17 protein-coding genes are annotated in these 15,420 nt (G+C 58.2%); 13 read left to right on the top strand and 4 right to left on the bottom strand.

What is annotated here, in order from left to right; genetic code table 11:
• The first annotated feature begins 8 nt into the window (after window positions 1–8).
• The 5 genes from MTP37_RS01965 to MTP37_RS01945 all read left to right on the top strand — a co-directional run bounded on the left by MTP37_RS01965 (window position 9) and on the right by MTP37_RS01945 (window position 4,874).
• Window positions 9–887 (top strand): branched-chain amino acid ABC transporter permease, encoded by an 879-nt coding sequence (locus MTP37_RS01965; protein WP_249237969.1) that lies wholly within the window; start codon window positions 9–11, stop codon window positions 885–887.
• A 13-nt stretch (window positions 888–900) separates the two neighbouring features.
• On the top strand, window positions 901–1,926 hold the full coding sequence (locus MTP37_RS01960; protein WP_249237968.1) for a branched-chain amino acid ABC transporter permease: 1,026 nt from the start codon (window positions 901–903) through the stop codon (window positions 1,924–1,926).
• On the top strand, window positions 1,919–2,758 hold the full coding sequence (locus tag MTP37_RS01955) for an ABC transporter ATP-binding protein (RefSeq protein WP_097777223.1): 840 nt from the start codon (window positions 1,919–1,921) through the stop codon (window positions 2,756–2,758). The genes MTP37_RS01960 and MTP37_RS01955 overlap by 8 nt, the downstream gene beginning before the upstream one ends.
• Before the next feature lie 3 nt (window positions 2,759–2,761).
• Window positions 2,762–3,475 carry an ABC transporter ATP-binding protein gene (locus tag MTP37_RS01950; RefSeq protein ID WP_249237967.1) on the top strand — a complete coding sequence of 238 codons (714 nt, stop codon included), beginning with the start codon at window positions 2,762–2,764 and terminating at the stop codon, window positions 3,473–3,475.
• 454 nt (window positions 3,476–3,929) lie between these two features.
• Window positions 3,930–4,874 (top strand): tRNA dihydrouridine synthase, encoded by a 945-nt coding sequence (locus MTP37_RS01945; RefSeq protein WP_249237966.1) that lies wholly within the window; start codon window positions 3,930–3,932, stop codon window positions 4,872–4,874.
• A gap of 132 nt (window positions 4,875–5,006) precedes the next feature.
• On the opposite strand, the gene MTP37_RS01940 is transcribed toward MTP37_RS01945, so the two are convergent.
• The gene (locus MTP37_RS01940) at window positions 5,007–5,252 is read right to left on the bottom strand and encodes an IreB family regulatory phosphoprotein (protein WP_249237965.1); all 246 of its coding nucleotides are present in this window, start codon (window positions 5,250–5,252) and stop codon (window positions 5,007–5,009) included.
• Window positions 5,253–5,414: 162 nt separating this feature from the next.
• On the opposite strand from MTP37_RS01940, the gene MTP37_RS01935 reads away from it, so the two are divergent.
• Window positions 5,415–5,825, top strand: coding sequence for a holo-ACP synthase (locus MTP37_RS01935; protein ID WP_249237964.1), 411 nt, complete (start codon window positions 5,415–5,417; stop codon window positions 5,823–5,825).
• A 123-nt stretch (window positions 5,826–5,948) separates the two neighbouring features.
• Window positions 5,949–6,299, top strand: coding sequence for a type II toxin-antitoxin system PemK/MazF family toxin (locus MTP37_RS01930; protein ID WP_005942608.1), 351 nt, complete (start codon window positions 5,949–5,951; stop codon window positions 6,297–6,299).
• A gap of 128 nt (window positions 6,300–6,427) precedes the next feature.
• Here the strand turns inward: MTP37_RS01930 and asnA are convergent, their stop codons facing one another.
• A complete protein-coding gene (gene asnA, locus MTP37_RS01925) occupies window positions 6,428–7,441 on the bottom strand; it encodes an aspartate--ammonia ligase (protein ID WP_249237963.1) in 1,014 nt (337 codons plus the stop codon).
• A 272-nt stretch (window positions 7,442–7,713) separates the two neighbouring features.
• On the opposite strand from asnA, the gene MTP37_RS01920 reads away from it, so the two are divergent.
• Window positions 7,714–9,165, top strand: coding sequence for an aminoacyl-histidine dipeptidase (locus MTP37_RS01920; RefSeq protein WP_249237962.1), 1,452 nt, complete (start codon window positions 7,714–7,716; stop codon window positions 9,163–9,165).
• A gap of 56 nt (window positions 9,166–9,221) precedes the next feature.
• On the opposite strand, the gene MTP37_RS01915 is transcribed toward MTP37_RS01920, so the two are convergent.
• Entirely contained in the window at window positions 9,222–10,319 is a 1,098-nt protein-coding gene (locus MTP37_RS01915) for a dipeptide epimerase (protein WP_249237961.1), read from the bottom strand.
• 134 nt (window positions 10,320–10,453) lie between these two features.
• On the opposite strand from MTP37_RS01915, the gene MTP37_RS01910 reads away from it, so the two are divergent.
• Complete coding sequence (locus MTP37_RS01910; protein ID WP_249236427.1) at window positions 10,454–11,617, top strand: DUF819 family protein; 1,164 nt, start codon at window positions 10,454–10,456, stop codon at window positions 11,615–11,617.
• Between the two features lie 160 nt (window positions 11,618–11,777).
• On the opposite strand, the gene cysK is transcribed toward MTP37_RS01910, so the two are convergent.
• Window positions 11,778–12,710, bottom strand: coding sequence for a cysteine synthase A (gene cysK / locus MTP37_RS01905; RefSeq protein WP_249237960.1), 933 nt, complete (start codon window positions 12,708–12,710; stop codon window positions 11,778–11,780).
• 221 nt (window positions 12,711–12,931) lie between these two features.
• Here cysK and MTP37_RS01900 point away from each other — a divergent pair, with 221 nt between their 5' ends.
• The 4 genes from MTP37_RS01900 (at window position 12,932) to MTP37_RS01885 (ending at window position 15,363) form a co-directional block, all read left to right on the top strand.
• Window positions 12,932–13,363, top strand: coding sequence for an RrF2 family transcriptional regulator (locus MTP37_RS01900; RefSeq protein WP_249237959.1), 432 nt, complete (start codon window positions 12,932–12,934; stop codon window positions 13,361–13,363).
• 13 nt (window positions 13,364–13,376) lie between these two features.
• Entirely contained in the window at window positions 13,377–14,132 is a 756-nt protein-coding gene (locus tag MTP37_RS01895) for a nuclease-related domain-containing protein (protein WP_249237958.1), read from the top strand.
• A gap of 258 nt (window positions 14,133–14,390) precedes the next feature.
• Window positions 14,391–14,675 (top strand): CidA/LrgA family protein, encoded by a 285-nt coding sequence (locus tag MTP37_RS13185; RefSeq protein WP_249237957.1) that lies wholly within the window; start codon window positions 14,391–14,393, stop codon window positions 14,673–14,675.
• Entirely contained in the window at window positions 14,656–15,363 is a 708-nt protein-coding gene (locus MTP37_RS01885; RefSeq protein ID WP_249237956.1) for an LrgB family protein, read from the top strand. Before MTP37_RS13185 ends, MTP37_RS01885 begins: the two co-directional genes overlap by 20 nt.
• Window positions 15,364–15,420: the final 57 nt, after the last annotated feature.

The following is a 15,420-nucleotide window of genomic DNA, read 5'->3' as shown; positions in this document are numbered from 1 at the left end:
ATCAGTCCATGACAGTGTTTTTTAGCCAGCTGATCAACGGCCTGTCCCTTGGCAGCATCTATGCACTGATCGCACTGGGTTACAGCATGGTGTACGGCATCATCCTGCTGCTGAACTTTGCCCATGGCGATGTCATCATGGTTGGTGCATACATGTCCTGGTTCGTGATGAACCAGCTGGGCCTTGGCCCGGTCACCGCTGTGTGCGCCACCATCATCACCTGCACGCTGCTGGGTGTCGTGATCGAAAAGATCGCCTACACCCCGCTGCGCAGCGCGCCCCGTATCTCCCTGCTGATCACTGCCATCGGCGTGTCCTTCTTCCTGGAGTACGCCGCCGAGCTGATCCTGGGCTCCGGTGCAAAGGTCATTCCGGCCTACTACACCAACCAGACCTTCCGCATCGGCTCGGTGCCGCTGGGCCTCACCTCCATCATCACCCTGCTGGTCACGGTGCTGTCCATGCTGGTGCTGACCTTTCTGGTGCAGAAGACCAAGCTCGGCAAGGCCATGCGCGCCGTCTCTGAGGATATGGACGCTGCCCGCCTGATGGGCATCAATGTCAACAGCACCATTTCCTTTACCTTTGCGGTGGGTTCCGCTCTGGCCGGCATCGGCTCGGTGCTGTACTGCTGCTCTTACCCGCAGGCAACCCCCACCATGGGCTCCATGCTGGGCCTGAAGGCCTTCGTTGCAGCCGTTCTGGGCGGCATCGGCTCCATTCCCGGTGCCATGATCGGCGGCATCGCCATCGGCCTGTGCGAGTGCTTTGTTTCCGCCATCGGCCTTTCCGCATGGAAGGATGCCGTCACATTTGCGATCCTGATCATCGTGCTGCTGGTCAAGCCCACCGGCTTCCTTGGCCGCAAGGTTCAGGAAAAGGTGTAAGGAGGGCATGAAGATGAATACCAAACGCAAAACGCTCAAAATGCCCGTGCGCTACCTGATGAACGCCGTGCTGGTGGCTCTGCTGTTCGTGGGCCTGTCCTTCCTCACCCAGAACGTGCTGTCCACCTACCAGAACAAGGTGCTGCTCACCGTGGGCATCAACATCATTCTGGCTGTCTCGCTGAACATCGCCACCGGTTATCTGGGCCAGCTGCCGCTGGGCCATGCCGGTTTCATGGCTGTGGGTGCCTACACCTGCGCTTTGTTCACCAAGTACAGCAATCTGCCCTCCGGCGTCGCTTTTGTCGTGGGTCTGGTTCTGGCCTGCATCGTGGCTGCGCTGTTCGGCGTGCTGATCGGCATTCCCGCCCTGCGCCTGACCGGTGACTATCTGGCCATCCTGACGCTGGGCTTTGGCGAGATCATCCGCATCACCCTGAACAACATCGATGATGTGCTGGGCTTCAAGCTGTTCTACGGTGCCAAGGGCCTGAAGAACATTCCCAAATATTCCAACTACTGGAACGTGTTCCTGTGCGTGGTCATCACCTGCTTTGCCATCCACGCCATGATGAAGAGCCGTCATGGCCGCGCCGTGCTGGCCATCCGCGACAACGAGATCGCTGCCGAGAGCTGCGGCATCCAGACTACTTATTATAAGGTCATGGCCTTTGCCTTCTCGGCTGCCTTCGCCGGTCTGGCCGGCGGTCTGTACGCCTGCTATCTGGGCGTTCTGGACCCCTCCACCTTCGGCTTTATGAAGTCCATCGAGATTCTGGTCATGGTGGTTCTGGGCGGCATGGGCTCCATGCTGGGCTCCATCCTGTCCGCGACCGTGCTGACCATCCTGCCCGAGGCTACCCGCAGCTTTGAGAGCTACCGCATGGTGGTCTACTCGCTGGTGCTGATCCTGATGATGATCTTCCGCCCGGGCGGACTGCTCGGCAGCTATGACTTCTCCATGAGCCGCATCGTGGAAAAGATCATGAACGGCGAGCTGTTCCGCAAGAAAGCAAAGGAGGGTGCAGACCATGAGTGAGTTCCAGACCAAGTTACACAGTGTGCCCTCCGGCGGCTTCCTGACCGACCGCGACAAGGACAAAAAGCCCATTCTGGACGTGCGTGAGCTGGGCATCGACTTCGGCGGTCTGACCGCCGTGGACGGCTTCAACCTGATGATCGGCCGCAACGAGATCACCGGTCTGATCGGCCCCAACGGTGCCGGCAAGACCACCGTGTTCAACCTGCTGACCAACGTCTACCAGCCCACCCGCGGCTCCATCCTGATCGATGGCATGCCCACCGCCGGCAAAAAGACCTATCAGGTCAACCGCATGGGCGTGGCCCGCACCTTCCAGAACATCCGCCTGTTCAAGGAACTGAGCGTCATCGACAACATCAAGGTGGGCCTGCATGAATCCATGAAGTACAATCTGGCCTCCTCCCTGATCCGCCTGCCCAACTACTGGAAGGAAGAGAAGAAGTGCACCGAACGTGCTCTGGAGCTGCTGGATATCTTCCACATGGCAGACCTTGCCAATGTTCAGGCCGGCAGCCTGCCCTACGGCGCACAGCGCCGTCTGGAGATCATGCGTGCACTGGCCACCAGCCCGAAGCTGCTGCTGCTGGACGAGCCTGCTGCCGGTATGAACCCCTCTGAGACCGCAGAGCTGACCGAGACCATCCGCCGCATCCGCGACGAGTTCAACATCGCCGTGCTGCTGATCGAGCATGACATGAGTCTGGTCATGGGCATCTGCGAAGGCATCGCCGTGCTGAACTTCGGCCGCATCATCGCCAAGGGCACGCCGGATGAGATCCGCAACAACCCGCAGGTCATTGAGGCCTATCTGGGCAAGAAGGAGGGCTGACACATGGCTGATACGTTACTGAAGGTCGATAACATCAACGTTTACTACGGCAACATCCACGCCGTCAAGGACATCTCCTTCGAGGTGAATCAGGGCGAGATCGTCACCCTGATCGGTGCCAACGGTGCCGGCAAGTCCACCACCCTGAAGACCATTTCCGGCCTGCTGAAGCCCAAGACCGGCGACATCCTGTACAAGGGCAGCAGCATCAAGGGCATGCGCGCCCACAAGATCGTGGAAGCGGGCCTTGCCCACGTGCCGGAAGGCCGCCATGTGTTCCTGCACATGACCGTGGAAGAAAATCTGGATATGGGTGCCTACACCCAGCCCAACTCCACCATTGCCCCCAACAAGGAAAAGGTGTTTGAGCTGTTCCCCCGCCTGAAGGAGCGCCGCAAGCAGCTGGCTGGCACCATGTCCGGCGGCGAACAGCAGATGCTGGCTATGGGCCGCGCCCTGATGAGCAACGCCTCCATGCTGATGCTGGACGAGCCCTCCATGGGCCTTTCGCCGCTGCTGGTGCAGGAGATCTTCGACATCATCCAGAATGTGCACAAGGAAGGCATGACCATCCTGCTGGTGGAGCAGAACGCGCAGATGGCCCTTTCCGTGGCAGACCGCGCCTACGTCCTTGAGACGGGCCGTGTGGTCATGGATGGCACCGGTGCCGAACTGCTGACCAACGAGCGCGTGCGCAGCGCCTATCTGGGCGGCTGATCGCTGTAAAACAAAAAAGAGCTTCTGCACTGCAAAAGCTCATAAGACGGACCCCGGGACCGCAGGGATGAAAAGTACCTTGCTGTTCCGGGGTCCTGTTTTTTTGCAGCGGCGGGCTCTGCACCGGGAGCAGATACTCACGGAAATCAATTTTTGTAGCTTGACCCGGAGCGAAAGCCTTCACCCCTTGGGGGGAAGGTGGCGCGTAGCGCCGGATGAGGGGTATTTAGGGCAAAATGCTGCTGTCCTGCGCCCTCATTAGTCACCTGCGGTGACAGCTGCTCCCCTCTTTGTCACCTACGGTGACATTTCTCCCCGGCGCGGGGAGAATCTGTCCCTTCCGGGGGAAGCCTTTATTCGGAAAGTTGATTTCCATGGCAGATACTTCTCCCCCATTGCCGCCCTATTTCATTTATGCTACAATAGCCCTATCAAACATTTTGGAGATCTGCTCATGAACTACTACGCTGCCCCTATGGAGGGCCTGACCGACCGGGTGTGGCGGCAGGCGCACCAGAAATGGTTCGGCCCCGCCGGTGCCGCCGACCGCTACTATGCCCCATTTCTCTCCCCGCCGGAGAACCGGGTACTCATCAAAAAGAAGATGGCCGAACTGGCCCCCGCAGCCAACCCCGGCGCACCGGTGATCCCGCAGCTGCTGGCAAAGGACGGAGAGCTGGCCGCATGGATGATCGGCGAACTGCGCAAACTGGGCTACACTGAGGTAAATCTGAACCTCGGCTGTCCAGCCGGCACGGTGACGGCCAAGGGCAAGGGTTCCGGGATGCTGCGGGACCTTGCAAAGCTGGACGCCTTCCTTGCTGCCGTGTTCGCCAATGCGGAGGGGCCCATCTCGGTCAAGACCCGGCTGGGTGTGGACAAGCCGGAGGAGTTTGCCGCCATTCTGGACATTTATAACCAGTATCCCATCTGTGAGCTGACCATCCACCCGCGCGTGATGCGTCAGCAGTATCGCGGACAGGCCGACCGTGCGGCCTTTTCTGCCGCCCTGCCCGGGTGCAGGATGCCGGTGTGCTACAACGGCGACGTGACCACTGCCGCCGACCTGCACACGCTGGAAGAGCAGTATCCGCAGCTGTCCGGCATCATGGTGGGGCGCGGTATCATTGCGGACCCTGCCCTGTTCCGGATGGCGCGCGGCGGTGCGCCGGCCGCACGGGAAGAGCTGCGGGGCTATCTCGATGACCTTTACCACGGCTACACCGAGCTGTTCGGCAGTGCCGGGTGCGCCGTCAGCCGGATGAAAGGGCACTGGTTCTACCTGATCCACAAATTTGAGGATTCTGAAAAGCTGGAAAAGCAGCTGCGCAAGGCCCGGGAATCGTGGGAGTATGAGGTGGTGGTAAACCAGATCTTTACGCTGCCTTTCCGGCCGTAACGATCGGCATGGCCTCCGTTTTGCTCTGGCCATCTTCACCGGAGGGGCTGTAACGGTAAACAGCATCTGCATCCTGTTATGAAAAAGCCCCGCCATCTAAAAAGACAGCGGGGCCGAAGCAGATAAGGGGTATCAAACGTTCAGATAGCTGCGCAGCATGGCCTGCAGCAGATCGTCCCGATCCACCTTACGGATCAGGGCACGGGCATTCTTGTAGGTCGTGATGTAGGTGGGGTCTTCGGACAGGATATAGCCCACCAGCTGATTGACCGGATTATAGCCTTTTTCCTTTAAAGCATCGTACACCTGCTGCACGATCTCATGGATCTCATAGTCCTTTTTGTCGTGGATCGAAAAAATAGCAGTCTCGCCACTCACGGAATACACCCCCTTAGGAAGAACTACGTTCATTGTACACGAATTGCGGGGAAACTTCAAGATAAACGGACCGGATTTGCACAGTTTGCATAAAATTTCCGGTTCAGATTTTGCAGGCTGACGGCCTGCAGCGCCGCAAATGCGGCAGAAGGAGGCCTTTTTATGCTGTATGGCATCGGCTGCGACCTGTGCGAGCTGGCACATCTGGAAAAAAGCCTTACCGGCGCACATGCTGCGGCCTTTGTCCGCCGGGTCTACGGCGAGGCCGAGCGTGCCGCTCTCGGGCTGGACGCTCCCCTCCCCGCCGGGCGCAGCGCAGCCCACCGGCTGGCCAGTGCTGCCGCCAACTTTGCCGCCAAGGAAGCCTTTTTAAAGGCAGCAGGCACCGGCCTGCGGGAGCCCTTTTCGCTTTGCGAGATCGAAGCCATCCGGCAGGAAAACGGCGCACCGGCCTATCGCTTCAGCGGAAGGACGGCAGAATGGGTGCAGGCCCGCAGCCTGACCGCCCGGCTCTCCCTGAGCCACGAAGGCGGCATGGCGCTGGCGTTCTGTACACTGGAAACGGAAACCTGAGCCGCTTCTGTGCATACAATGGAATATCCCCCGTGCTTCCTGCTCATACTGAGAGCAGACGAACGATGCGCCGGACGCATCACATAGCGGGGCGCATCCTCCAAATGCAGGGAGGGAGATTCCATGGAGGTACACAGAGGAGAAGTTTTTTACGCGGATCTTTCGCCGGTGGTGGGGTCCGAGCAGGGCGGCGTACGGCCGGTGCTGATCGTGCAGAACGAGATCGGCAACCGGCACAGCCCCACTGTCATTGCAGCGGCCATTACATCCCGGCTGGACAAAGCCCGCCTGCCTACCCACATCAACATCCGGGCGGCGGACACCGGTCTTGCCAAGGACAGCGTGGTGCTGCTGGAGCAGATCCGCACGCTGGATAAGCACCGCCTGCGGGAGCGGGCCGGGCAGATCACGCCGGAAGACCAGAAACGGGTGGATCAGGCTCTGGATGTCAGCCTCGGGCTCACGTCCTATTGAGCGTCTGCCGGGAAGTGAAATCGTATACAAAGCAAAAAGACCCGGGATCTTTTCGAGCCATTTCGGCCCTGAAAGGTCCCGGGTCTTATACGATCGTTTTTCAGCAGGCAGTCCTGTGAACGGAACGCTTACAGCAGCGGAATGCCCGCCTTGGCGCAGGCTTCACGGGTGGCAGCGTCCCAGACGCTGGCCTGCACCTCGCCGATGTGGGCGCTGCCCAGCAGCAGCATGCACAGACGGCTCTGGCCGATGCCGCCGCCGATGGAGTAGGGCAGCTCACCGTTCAGCACGGCCTTGTGGAAGGGCAGAGCACGGCGGTCATCGCAGCCGGCCATGGTCAGCTGCCTGTCCATGCTCTCGGGGCTGACGCGGATGCCCATGCTGCTCAGCTCGTAGCTGCACTGCAGCGGGTCGTTCCAGAACAGCAGGTCGCCGTTCAGATCCCAGTCGTCGTAGTCGGGGGCACGGCCGTCATGGGGCTTGCCGCTCTTGAGCGGAGCGCCGATCTTCATCAGGAAGGTGGTGCCGTTCTCCTTCACAAAGGCGTTCTCGCGCTCCTTCGGGGTCAGGTCGGGATACTTGTCCTCCAGCTCCTGAGTGGTGATGAAGGTGACGTTGGGGCTGTGCAGCGGCAGCTCCTGCAGCTGGGGGAACATGGCGTGCAGATTCATTTCGGTGGCGCAGACGGCAGACACGATGGAGCGCACCACGCTCTTCAGGTATGCTTCGTTGCGGTCTTCCAGACGGATTGCCTTTTCCCAGTCCCACTGATCCACATAGACGGAGTGCAGGTTGTCCAGCTCTTCATCCCGGCGGATGGCGTTCATATCGCAGTACAGGCCCTTGCCCACATGGAAGTCGTAGTCCTTCAGAGCTTTGCGCTTCCACTTTGCCAGCGACTGCACCACCTGTGCCTCAATGCCGCTGTCCTTGATATCAAAGGTGACCTTGCGCTCCACGCCGTTCAGGTCGTCGTTCAGGCCGGTGGACGCTTCCAGAAACAGCGGAGCGGACACGCGGTACAGGTTCAGCGTGGCGCACAGGGTGTCGGCAAACAGGCGCTTGACCGTGCCGATGGCGCGCTGGGTGTCGTACAGGTTCAGCGCAGGCGTGTAGTTTGCAGGAATGATGGTCTTGCTCATAAAGGATACCCCTCTTCTTGTTGGATTCCGGCCCTGCTTTCCCGGTACAGGGCGCAGTTTTTGAACCAAAAAATACTGGCTCCATTATGGCACATTTTCTTATGAAAGTAAAGTGAGGCGGCAAAAAAAGAGTACCCCGCGCAAGCCGCAGGAGCATCCCCGGTTTTGAGGGCACACGTTACGACTCAGAATTTAGTGATTGTGTCCGGCCCCGGAATCTGCTAGAATACAAAAAGGAAGTTTTTTCACTATATTATAAGGAGTGGGTCATTATGGGCGTATTAACCAAACTGGAACCGGCATCGGTTTTTCATTATTTTGAAGAGATCTGCAGCATCCCGCACACCTCTCATCACGAAAAGGCGCTGAGCGACTACTGCGTGCAGTTTGCAAAGGCGCACGGCCTTGCCTGCCGTCAGGACGAAATGGGCAATGTGCTCATCAAAGCACCGGCCACGCCGGGCTATGAGAATGAGCCTGCCCTGATCTTGCAGGGTCATCTGGACATGGTGGGCGACAAGACCGCCGCCTGCCCGCTGGATCTGGAAAAGGATGCCATCCAGCTGGTGGTGGACGGCGATTATGTCCGCGCTGAGGGCACTACGCTGGGCGGCGACGACGGCATTGCCGTGGCCTACGCACTGGCTGTGCTGGACGCAAAGGACATCCCCCACCCTGCGCTGGAGGTCGTGCTGACCGTCTGCGAGGAGGTGGGCCTGCTGGGTGCATCTGCCATGGAGCTTTCCGATCTGGAAGGCCGCCTGCTCATCAACATCGACTCGGAGGAAGAGGGGGTGCTGACCGCAGGCTGTGCAGGCGGACGCCGCGTTGAATGCCATCTGCCCGTCACCCGTGCAGCTGTGACCGGCACTGCCGTAAAGGCAGACGTGACCGGCCTTGTGGGTGGGCACTCCGGCACCGAGATCCACAAGGGCCGCGCCAACGCCATCGCCCTGCTGGGCCGCTGGCTGACCCTGCTGACCGAAAACGGCGTGGACTACACGGTGCTGGCCCTTTCCGGCGGTGCAAAGGAGAACGTCATCCCCAAGGAAAGCAGTGTCACACTGGTGCTGCCCACCGGCATCACGGAGGGCGTCCGTGCTGCCGTTGCCCAGTTTGCCGCTCAGATGAAGGCCGAATACGGCACGGCCGACCCGGAGATCTGTCTGCAGCTCACCGAACAGGGCTGCGGCGAGTATCAGGCACTGGACGGCGCTTCTGCCCAGCGGCTGCGCAAGGCCCTGCTCCTGATGCCATGGGGCGTGCAGGCCATGAGCATGGATGTGCCGGGCCTTGTGGAGACCTCGCTGAACCTCGGCGTTGCCGAACTGGACGACAGCGAAGCCATCCTGCGCTTCTCCCTGCGCAGCTCGGTGCCCTCGGCGAAGGAGCTGCTGAGCTGCAAGCTGCAGACCTTGACCGAGCTGCTGGGCGGCACCGTGCGGTTCCACGGCGACTATCCCGCTTGGACCTACGCCCGCGAAAGTGCCCTGCGCGACCGCTGCGTTGCTATGTACGAGGCACAATACGGTGCAAAGCCCCAGATCGTTGCCATTCATGCAGGTCTGGAATGCGGTATCCTCTCGGGCAAGATCGACGGGCTGGACTGCATCTCCTTTGGCCCGAACCTGCTGCATGTCCACACCCCCAATGAGCGCGCCGACATTGCATCGGTGGCCCGCGTGTGGGAGTACCTGAAGGCTATTCTGGCTTACAAAGAGTAAAATCCGTATATAAAAATACGCCGTGCATTGCTGCACGGCGTATTTTTTACGGCATATCAGTCCAAATACTTGATCTTGCCCGGCTCGATGCCCTTGATGCCGAGGCCCGGCTCGTTGGAAACCGTGATCTCCTTTTCGTTGAACACGGCACCGCCGAGGATGGGGTCCTCGCTGCACAGCACGGGGCCGTCCAGATCCACGCGGGTGATGATCTGCTTTGCGCAGGCCAGATGCACGGCGGCATTCACGCTGATCTTGGCTTCCAGCATGCAGCCGATCATGCACTCCACACCGTACACCTCGGCGGCAGATGCGATCTTGAGGGCGTTGTACAGGCCGCCGCACTTCATCAGTTTGATGTTCACAAGGTCTGCGGCTCCCATCTGCATAATGGTCAGTGCGTCCTGCGGGGAGAACACGCTCTCGTCTGCCAGCACCGGCACATAGGAGCGCTCGGTGACGTACTTCAGGCCGTCAAAATCGTGAGCCTTGACCGGCTGCTCCACGAATTCGAGGTCCAGTCCCCGCTCCTGCATCCCGTTCAGGATGCGCACGGCCTCTTTCGGGGTCCAGCCCTGATTGGCGTCGATGCGGATGCAGGTCTCCTTGGGCACGGCGGCACGGATGGCGCTCAGGCGGGCGATATCCTTTTCCGGCTCCTTGCCCACCTTGACCTTCAGGCAGTCGTAGCCGCGCTGGATGGCGTTCTGCGCGTCCCGCACCATCTCCTCGGGGTCGTTGACGCTGATGGTGATGTCCGTGACGATGGACTTCTTTGCGCCGCCCATCAGCTTGTACACGGGAATCTTGTACAGCTGGCCGTACAGGTCCCACAGGGCCATATCCACAGCGGCCTTGGCACTGGTGTTCTTCTGGATGCAGGCATTCAGGGCGATCATCAGGTCCTCAAAGTCGTCCACATCGCGGCCAATGATGGTCTTTGCGATGTGGTCGCGGATGGCACCGATGATGGCACCCGTGGTGTCGCCGGTGATCACGCCGGTAGGAGGTGCTTCACCGTAACCCACCGCGCCGGTGTCGGTGTGGATCTCCACGATAACATCCTCCACGCTGCTGACCGAGCGCAGCGCCGTTTTGAAGGGCACACGCAGCGGCACGGAGATCAATCCGAGACGTACTTCCGTAATTTTCATGCAAAAACCTACCCCTTTCGATAAAAAAATGTTGCCAGATTATGAAATCTATGGTAGTATTGTATACGAAGTTGTCGATATTGTAAAGACAATTGTCCGCAAAAAATTGCACAAAAAGAAAGGGGATTGGGTTCATGATCACAAACGGTTTCACCTACATCGCCGTGCTGGTGTTCATTGCCGCACTGCTGGTGTGGCTGCAACGCTACACGAAGTCGAAATTCTTCGACTATGCACCACCTATCGTTCTGCTGTACCTCATTACCATGATTCTCTGCACGCTGGGTGCATGGGACATGGAGGCCACCAAGCCTGCCTACTCCGTGCTGAAAAACAACCTGCTGTATGCAATGATTTTCCTGATGCTGCTGCGCTGCGACATCCGCAAGATCATCAAGCTGGGTCCCAAGATGCTGGGCGGCTTCTTTGCCGCTTCCGTCTCCATCTCGGTGGCCTTCATTGCCACCTTCGCCATCATGAAGGGGCCCCTTGGCTCCGAAGCATGGAAGGCACTGGGCGCTCTGTGCGGCAGCTGGATGGGCGGCTCCGGCAACATGATCGCCGTGCAGGCTGCGCTGGACATCGGCGAAGCTGACATGGCCTACGCACTGGTGGTGGACTCCATTGACTACTCCATCTGGGTCATGTTCCTGCTGTGGGCCATCAACCTTGCTCCCAAGTTCAACAAGTGGGTCAAGGCCGACACCACCACGCTGGATGAAGTGTCCCGCCGTCTGGAAGAGGACGCAAAGTCCAACGAGGACAAGGCTACCTTTGTCAACCTGATCTTCCTGCTGGGTCTGGCTCTGGTGATCTCCGCCTTCGGTCAGGATATCGGCGCAGCCCTGAACAGCGCAATGCCCTTCCTGGACAAGGCCACCTGGACCGTCCTGCTCATCACGCTGTCCGGCCTGATCGGCGCTGTCACCCCCGTGGGCCGCATGGCAGGCAGCACCGAGCTGTCCAACCTGCTGCTGTACTCCGTGGTGGCATTGCTTGCCTCCCGCGCAAGCTTCCTGGAGCTGACCGATGCACCCGCATGGATCCTGGCAGGCTTTATGATCCTGGCCATCCACGGCATCATTCTGGTGCTGCTGGCAAAGATCTTCCATCTGGATATGTTCACCTGCGGCGTGGCATCTCTGGCAAACATCGGCGGTTCCGCATCCGCTCCCATTCTGGCTGGTGCCTACAGCGGCGCTCTGGTGCCCGTTGGCGTTCTGATGGCTCTGATGGGTTACGTCATCGGCACGGCAGGCGGCCTGATCACCGCAAACATCATGTCGCTGCTGGCATAATGTTCTCCGGCTTATAACGCGGCCAGGAGATCACACATCAGCTTACAACAAAAAAGAGATAGGCGGCCCCTTCCGGGGAAGCCTATCTCTTTTTTATCGGGACTGTTTTGCAGTCGTCCCTTTTATCTCATCCACGCAGGACCGGGACGGTCCCGGAGCATCACTCTGCAAACAGCGGGGTGGAAAGATAACGGTCGCCGGTATCGGGCAGCAGGACCACGATGTTCTTACCGGCATTCTCCGGGCGCTTTGCCAGCTGCAGCGCAGCATATACGGCAGCACCGGAGGAAATGCCCACCAGAACGCCTTCCTTGTGGCCGATCAGACGTCCGGTGGCAAAGGCGTCATCGTTCTCCACCGCGATGACCTCGTCATACACCTTGGTGTCCAGCACGTCCGGCACAAAGCCTGCGCCGATGCCCTGGATCTTGTGCGCACCTGCAACGCCCTTGCTCAGCACGGGAGAAGAGGCAGGCTCCACGGCAACCACCTTGACGTCCGGGTTCTTGCTCTTCAGGTACTGGCCCACGCCGGTGACGGTGCCGCCGGTGCCGACGCCGGCCACAAAGATGTCCACCCTGCCATCGGTATCCTCCCAGATCTCGGGGCCGGTGGTCTCGATGTGTGCCTGCGGATTGGCCGGGTTCACGAACTGGCCGGGGATGAAGGAATCGGGGATCTCCTTTGCCAGCTCGTCTGCCTTGGCAATGGCACCCTTCATACCCTTTGCGCCTTCGCTGAGTACCAGTTCTGCGCCATAGGCCTTCATCAGCTGGCGGCGCTCCACGCTCATGGTCTCGGGCATCACGATGATGATGCGGTAGCCCTTGGCTGCAGCCACAGCCGCCAGACCGATGCCGGTGTTGCCGGAGGTGGGCTCGATGATGACGGAGCCTTCCTTCAGCAGGCCCTTTTCCTCGGCATCATCGATCATCTTTTTGGCGATGCGGTCCTTGACGGAACCGGCCGGATTGAAGTATTCCAGCTTGGCAATGATATGGGCAGGCAGCTGCTGCTCCTTTTCGATGTGGGTCAGCTCCAGCAGCGGAGTATGACCGATCAGCTGATCTGCGGCAGTATAAATCTTGCTCATTGTAGTTTCCTCCCTGATACAGTTACGGGCACATGTGCCCTGCCGGATGACCCGGTTCTAAATCCTTTATACCAACATTGTTTGTGGGTTTGATGGTATTATAGTCTCCCTTGGGTCGCTTGTCAATGGATTTTTTGAAAAAAGTGGGATTGAAATATTATTTACCCTGTTGTATAATAGGTTAAAATTCAATTTATAACCAACAAAGGAAGTACCGTATTATGATCGTGTCCACCAAAGGGCGCTATGCACTGCGCGTGATGATCGACCTTGCCGAACATCAGTCCGAAAAATATGTTCCCCTCAAAGAAGTCGCCGCCCGTCAGGAGATCTCGGAGAAGTATCTGGAAAACATCCTCAAGGTGCTGGTGCAGAACGGCTTTTTGGAGGGCCTGCGCGGCAAGGGCGGCGGCTACCGCCTGACCCGCAGCCCGGACCAGTACACCGTAGGTGAGATCCTGATGCTGACCGAAGGAAGTCTGGCCCCGGTGTCCTGCCTGACCCCCGGTGCGGCCTCCTGCTCCCGCATGGCCAACTGCCGCACCTATGAAATGTGGAAGGGCCTGAACGACCTGATCTCCAACTACTTCGGCAATATCACTCTGGCCGATCTGGCCCTGCCCGATCAGGCCGGGAACGATTATGTGATCTGAGAATTGATTTTCTATGAGGTCTATATATAATGGTTTCGTGAGTCCAGAGGAAAAAGGCGAAATTGGAGAAGATATCATATATCGTGATTTAGCCCGCATTAAGGGCCGAAAAGCATTTCTGCCCAATTGCTATATTCCAAAGCATAATGGCGGAACGACAGAAATTGATTTGATTTTTCTTCATGAATCAGGTGTTTATGTGATTGAGTCCAAGAATTACAGTGGCTGGATTTTTGGAGATGAAGAACAGGAGTATTGGACGCAATGCCTGCAAAGTGTAGGAGGCATTGCAGCGAAAAAACAATTTTATAATCCGCTGTGGCAAAATGAAATCCACATTTATGCACTGATGGAATTGCTTCAGGATGATACATTTCCATACTATTCTTATATAGTGTTCGGAGATAACTGCGAATTAAAGAACATCCGACTGACGAGCGGGAATCATCATGTGACCTACTATGAATATCTTTTGCAGGATATTTCAGGAAATGCGCAACAGATGGGAAGATACCTGTCAAATGAAAAAATTGATGAGCTTTATTCGCTTCTTGTTAAGTTTACAGACGCATCAGATGAACAGAAAGCAAGACATATAGAAGAGGTTCGCGCAAAACACTACCCCATTATCCAACCAGATGGAACATGGACATGTCCGCAATGCGGAGGACGGTTGGTTCCTCGGGTGGCCAGACAGGGTTCTGGAGCCGGAAAAACATTTTGGGGCTGTTCGAATTATCCAAAGTGCCATTTCATCTATAATGAATAGTCTTTTGACGCACCGTTTCTGCGGTGCGCCTTTTTTTGCACAGTTCTGGGAAAAATGTGCAGTTTTTCTTATCCAGAATCACGGTTGATGGTTTGGAACTACTGCGGTATACTTTACATTCGATGTGACTTTTTACACTTTTACCCGAGGAAGGAGCGTTTTGCTACGAAATACATTTTTCAGTTTGCACGCATTCTTGCGTTTTGCTTTTTAGGTGAGATCCTTCACTGTGTGCTGCCCCTGCCGGTGCCGGCCAGCGTGTACGGACTGGTGCTTTTGCTGCTGGCTTTGAACTTCCGGCTGATCAAGCTGGAGGACGTAAAAGAGGTGGGTACCTACCTCACCGGCATCTTCCCGCTGCTGTTCGTGCCCGCTGCCGCCGGTGTGATGGAGCTGTGGGCAGAAATGGGCGAAATGCTGCTGCCCATCCTTATTGCCATCATCCCGGTGACGGTGCTGGTGATGGTAAGCGCAGGCAAGACCACGCAGGCCCTGAGCGGCCGCAAAAACAAGGAGGCCGACAATGACGCAGCTGCTGAATGATTTTCTGTCCGGCTCTGCCGCATGGGGCGTGCTGCTCACACTGGCCGCTTTTGCGCTGGGCGCCCTCATCAACAAGCTGACCGGCAAGGCCATCTTCAACCCGCTGCTGCTGGGCAGCATTTTTGTCATCGTGTTTCTTTCGGTGTGCAAGATCCCGTATGCGGACTATAAGATCAGCGCAGCACCGGTGAATTACCTGCTGCTGCCCGCCACGGTGGCGCTGGCCATCCCGCTGTATGAGAAGATCGACCTGCTGAAAGAGAATGCCGCCGCCATCATTGCGGGCATTTCGGTGGGCACGCTGGTGAGCCTTGGCAGTGCACTGGCTCTGGCGCTTGCGCTGGACCTGACCCGTGAGCAGTATGCCACCCTGCTGCCCAAGTCCGTGACCACCGCCATCAGCATGGATGTGGCCGCAGAGCTGGGCGGCATTGCGGCACTGACCGGTGCCATCGTGATCGTCACCGGCATCGTGGGTGCCCTGCTGGCCGAGACCGTGTGCAAGCTGTTCCATATCACCGACCCCATTGCTAAGGGCGTGGGCATCGGCACTGCGGCCCACGCCGTGGGCACCAGCAAGGCCCTGCAGATGGGCGAGGTGGAAGGTGCCATGAGCGGCCTTTCCATTGCCGTGGCCGGTGTGCTGACCGCCGTGCTCTGCCCGGTGTTCGTAAATCTGATCAATTAAACGATTTAAAATGGCCGCCGCATTCGCTCTGCAACAGCGACGACCGCTGCCAGCGGC

This window comes from Faecalibacterium sp. HTF-F, assembly GCF_023347535.1.
Lineage (GTDB): Bacteria > Bacillota > Clostridia > Oscillospirales > Ruminococcaceae > Faecalibacterium > Faecalibacterium wellingii.
This window is presented reverse-complemented; position numbering and strand designations above follow the sequence as displayed.

Bases quoted from the DNA above. Each gene is read 5' to 3' on its own strand.
- MTP37_RS01965 (WP_249237969.1), top strand. From the start codon at position 9: ATGACAGTGTTTTTTAGCCAGCTGATCAACGGCCTGTCCCTTGGCAGC.
- MTP37_RS01960 (WP_249237968.1), top strand. From the start codon at position 901: ATGAATACCAAACGCAAAACGCTCAAAATGCCCGTGCGCTACCTGATG.
- MTP37_RS01955 (WP_097777223.1), top strand. From the start codon at position 1,919: ATGAGTGAGTTCCAGACCAAGTTACACAGTGTGCCCTCCGGCGGCTTC.
- MTP37_RS01950 (WP_249237967.1), top strand. From the start codon at position 2,762: ATGGCTGATACGTTACTGAAGGTCGATAACATCAACGTTTACTACGGC.
- MTP37_RS01945 (WP_249237966.1), top strand. From the start codon at position 3,930: ATGAACTACTACGCTGCCCCTATGGAGGGCCTGACCGACCGGGTGTGG.
- MTP37_RS01935 (WP_249237964.1), top strand. From the start codon at position 5,415: ATGCTGTATGGCATCGGCTGCGACCTGTGCGAGCTGGCACATCTGGAA.
- MTP37_RS01930 (WP_005942608.1), top strand. From the start codon at position 5,949: ATGGAGGTACACAGAGGAGAAGTTTTTTACGCGGATCTTTCGCCGGTG.
- asnA (WP_249237963.1), bottom strand. From the start codon at position 7,441: ATGAGCAAGACCATCATTCCTGCAAACTACACGCCTGCGCTGAACCTG.
- MTP37_RS01920 (WP_249237962.1), top strand. From the start codon at position 7,714: ATGGGCGTATTAACCAAACTGGAACCGGCATCGGTTTTTCATTATTTT.
- MTP37_RS01915 (WP_249237961.1), bottom strand. From the start codon at position 10,319: ATGAAAATTACGGAAGTACGTCTCGGATTGATCTCCGTGCCGCTGCGT.
- MTP37_RS01910 (WP_249236427.1), top strand. From the start codon at position 10,454: ATGATCACAAACGGTTTCACCTACATCGCCGTGCTGGTGTTCATTGCC.
- cysK (WP_249237960.1), bottom strand. From the start codon at position 12,710: ATGAGCAAGATTTATACTGCCGCAGATCAGCTGATCGGTCATACTCCG.
- MTP37_RS01900 (WP_249237959.1), top strand. From the start codon at position 12,932: ATGATCGTGTCCACCAAAGGGCGCTATGCACTGCGCGTGATGATCGAC.
- MTP37_RS01895 (WP_249237958.1), top strand. From the start codon at position 13,377: ATGAGGTCTATATATAATGGTTTCGTGAGTCCAGAGGAAAAAGGCGAA.
- MTP37_RS01885 (WP_249237956.1), top strand. From the start codon at position 14,656: ATGACGCAGCTGCTGAATGATTTTCTGTCCGGCTCTGCCGCATGGGGC.